General features: G+C 69.5%; 3 protein-coding genes and 1 pseudogene. 3 read left to right on the plus strand and 1 reads right to left on the minus strand.

Going from position 1 to position 3,007, the window contains the following annotated elements:
- A pseudogene (locus tag BN903_RS09990) lies at positions 1–181 on the plus strand (threonine synthase); the annotation flags it as partial.
- Positions 182–269: 88 nt separating this feature from the next.
- Positions 270–482 (plus strand): antitoxin VapB family protein, encoded by a 213-nt coding sequence (locus tag BN903_RS09995; protein ID WP_255331282.1) that lies wholly within the window; start codon positions 270–272, stop codon positions 480–482.
- Positions 483–536: 54 nt separating this feature from the next.
- Here BN903_RS09995 and serA read toward each other — a convergent pair whose 3' ends face one another.
- Positions 537–2,141, minus strand: a complete 1,605-nt coding sequence (serA, locus tag BN903_RS10000; protein ID WP_048077588.1) for a phosphoglycerate dehydrogenase — start codon at positions 2,139–2,141, stop codon at positions 537–539.
- Positions 2,142–2,312: 171 nt separating this feature from the next.
- Between serA and BN903_RS10005 the strand changes: the two genes are divergently transcribed.
- Positions 2,313–3,007 (plus strand): CNNM domain-containing protein (locus BN903_RS10005; RefSeq protein ID WP_048077589.1); only part of this gene is annotated, 695 nt, incomplete at its 3' end.

The raw sequence follows: 3,007 nt of genomic DNA on the forward strand, positions 1-3,007 counted from the left end.
CGCGAGCCTCGCCGGGCTCAAGAAGCTCCGCCGCTCCGGCGTCGTCGACGACGACGAACGGGTCGTCTGCCTGACGACCGGCCACCTCCTCAAGGATCCCGAGGCGGCCTACGAGGCGGGCGGCGAGCCGGAGCCGGTCCCGAACGACGCCGACGCGGTGTTGAAGCACATTCGAGGCTGATCGGCCGGCACGGCCCCGTGAAAACGGTCGGGCCGCGGAATTTCATATACACAAACCCACACACAAACACGTCACGGGAACGAAGACGATCGGGGTCACGGAGGAAGTGTACGACAGACTCCGCGCTCGGAAGCGCGACGACGAGAGCTTCACCGACCTCCTCGACAGACTCATCGACGAGACGGGCGGCGACTGGCGCGACGGGTTCGGATCGCTGTCGTCCGGGGAGGCCGATTCGCTCCGCGAGGCCGCCGATCGATCGCGGCAACGGTTCGATCGGGCTGAGTCGCGGCGACAGTAGCGGGCGATCGACGGTTCTCGGACGACCCCGGCCCGATTTCGTCGGTCCGTGACGCTATTCGTCTTCGCGCGCCTCGGCCGCGTCCAGCGTGATCTCAGTGATCTCGATCACGCGGTCGTCGGCGAGGAGGTCGTCGAGCGCGGCGTCCGGCACGTCTTGGTCGAGGTTGTAGACGGTGAGCGCCTCGCCGCCCTGCGTCTCGCGGCCGTTGAACATCCCGGCGATGTTGACGTCGTGGTCGCCGAGGACGGTGCCGATGAGGCCGATGACGCCCGGCTCGTCGGTGTTGCGCGCGACGAGCATGTGCCCGTACGGGACCGCGTCGACGCGGAACCCGTCGATCCGGACGATGCGGGCGTCCCCGCCGGCGAACAGCGTCCCCTCGACCGCGATCTCGTCGTCGCCGTTGCGGACGGTGACGCGGACGAGGCTCTGGAAGTCGTCCGTCTGTCGCGTCTTCGACTCGGTCACCTCGATGCCGCGCTCCTCGGCGAGCCGCGGCGCGTTCACCGCGTTCACCTGCCACTCCAGCGGCTCGAAGACGCCCTTCAGCGCGCTCGCCGTGACGAGGTCGACGTCCTCCGCGGCGATGTCGCCCTCGTAGGTCGCCTCGACCTCGGTGATCCGGCCGTCGAGGAGCTGCGCGGCGACCTTCCCGGCGGTCTCGGCCACGTCGATGTACGGCTCGATCCGGGGGAACGCCGTCTCGTCGACGGAGGGCGCGTTGAGCGCGGTAAGTACGGGCTCGTCGTTGAACGCGGCGAGGACGGCCTCGGCGGTGTCGACCGCGACGTTCTCTTGGGCCGCCTCCGTCGACGCGCCGAGGTGCGGCGTGAGGACGATCTCTTCGACGTCGAGCAGCGGCGAGTCGTCGGGGAGCGGCTCCTCGGCGAACGAGTCGAGGGCAGCGCCCGCGAGGACGCCGTCGTCGACCGCCTCCGCGAGCGCGTCCTCGTCGACAATGCCGCCGCGGGCGCAGTTGATCAGGTAGCCGCCCTCCAGTTGGGCCAGTTCGTCCTCGCCGATCATCCCCTCGGTCTCGGGGAGCAGCGGCGTGTGGATCGTCGCGAACGTCCCCCGCCCGAGCGCCTCGTGGAGGTCCTCGACGAGTTCGGCCCCAAGTCGTTCCGCGCGCTCCTCGGAGATGTACGGGTCGTAGACGACGAGATCCATCCCGAGCGAGTCGAGCCGCTTGGCGACCTCTTGTCCGACGCGGCCGAGACCGACGATGGTGAGCGTCTTGTTGTTCACCTCGGTCCCGAGGAACTCGCCTTTCGCCCACTCGCCGCCGACGAGACGGCCGTGCGCCTGCGGGATCGAGCGCGCGACGGCGAACGTCATCGCGACGGTGTGTTCGGCGGCGGCGCGGACGTTCCCCTCGGGCGCGTTCGCGACGATGACGCCGTGGTCGGTGGCGGCCTCGATGTCGATGTTGTCGACGCCGATGCCGGCGCGGCCGACGATGACGAGGTCGGCGGCGGCCTCGAAGACGGCCTCGTTCACGTCGGTTCCGGACCGCACGATCAGCGCGTTGGCGTCGGAAACGGCGTCGAGTAACGCGTCGCCCTCGCTCTCGTAGTCGGTGACGACCTCGTGGCCGGCGTCTCGGAGTCGGTCCAACCCCGCGTCAGCGATGGGGTCGGTCACGAGTACCTTCATGCCGAAACGCACCCGCGGCGCGGGGTTAACGCTTTCCTCATCGCGCCGTTTTGCCGGCCGATCGGATCCCCGATCGTGGGTATCTACCCCTCCGTTTCGGGTGGAGAGTGCGCGTTCGTGAACACCGCCGCCGCCGGTACTGCCTTTTATACGCGGCCGCATGCTCGGGACATGGACTTCACGATCGCGTTCGTCGGCGTCGGGGCCATCCTCGTGTTGACGGGGATAAGCGCCTTCTTCTCCAGTTCGGAGCTGGCGGTGTTCTCCGTGCCGACCCACCGGATCGACTCGCTCGTCGCCACCGACGTCCCGGGCGCGCGGGCGCTGTCGGCGCTGCGCGACGACTCGCACCGCTTCCTCGTCACCGCTCTCGTGAGCAACAACGTCGCCAACATCGCCGCCGCCTCGGTCGCGACCGCGGTGTTCGTCCGGTTCGGCTTCTCCGGCGGCGAGGCGGCCACGGGGTCGACGCTCGTCACCTCGGTGTTCGTCATCGTCTTCGGCGAGATCGCGCCGAAGTCGTACGCGGTCGCCAACGCCGAGAAACATGCGCTCCGGGTCTCCCGGATCGTCGTCGCGATCCAGCGCGTCCTCCGCCCGATACTGTACGTGTTCGAGGCGCTCTCCGGCGTCGTCAACCGCTTTACCGGAGGGTCGTCCGACATCGAGTCGTACCTCACCCGCGAGGAGATCGCGACGCTCGTGCGCTCCGGTGAGGCGGCCGGCGCGCTCGACCCCGACGAGGGCGCGATGATCCGGGGGGTCCTCGATCTGGAGACCACGACCGTCGCCGCGGTGATGGTCCCCCGCACCGACGTGGTCGCGCTCCCGACCACGGCCACCCCCGCCGGACGCGCTCTCGCGGG

The organism is Halorubrum sp. AJ67, from assembly GCF_000513435.1.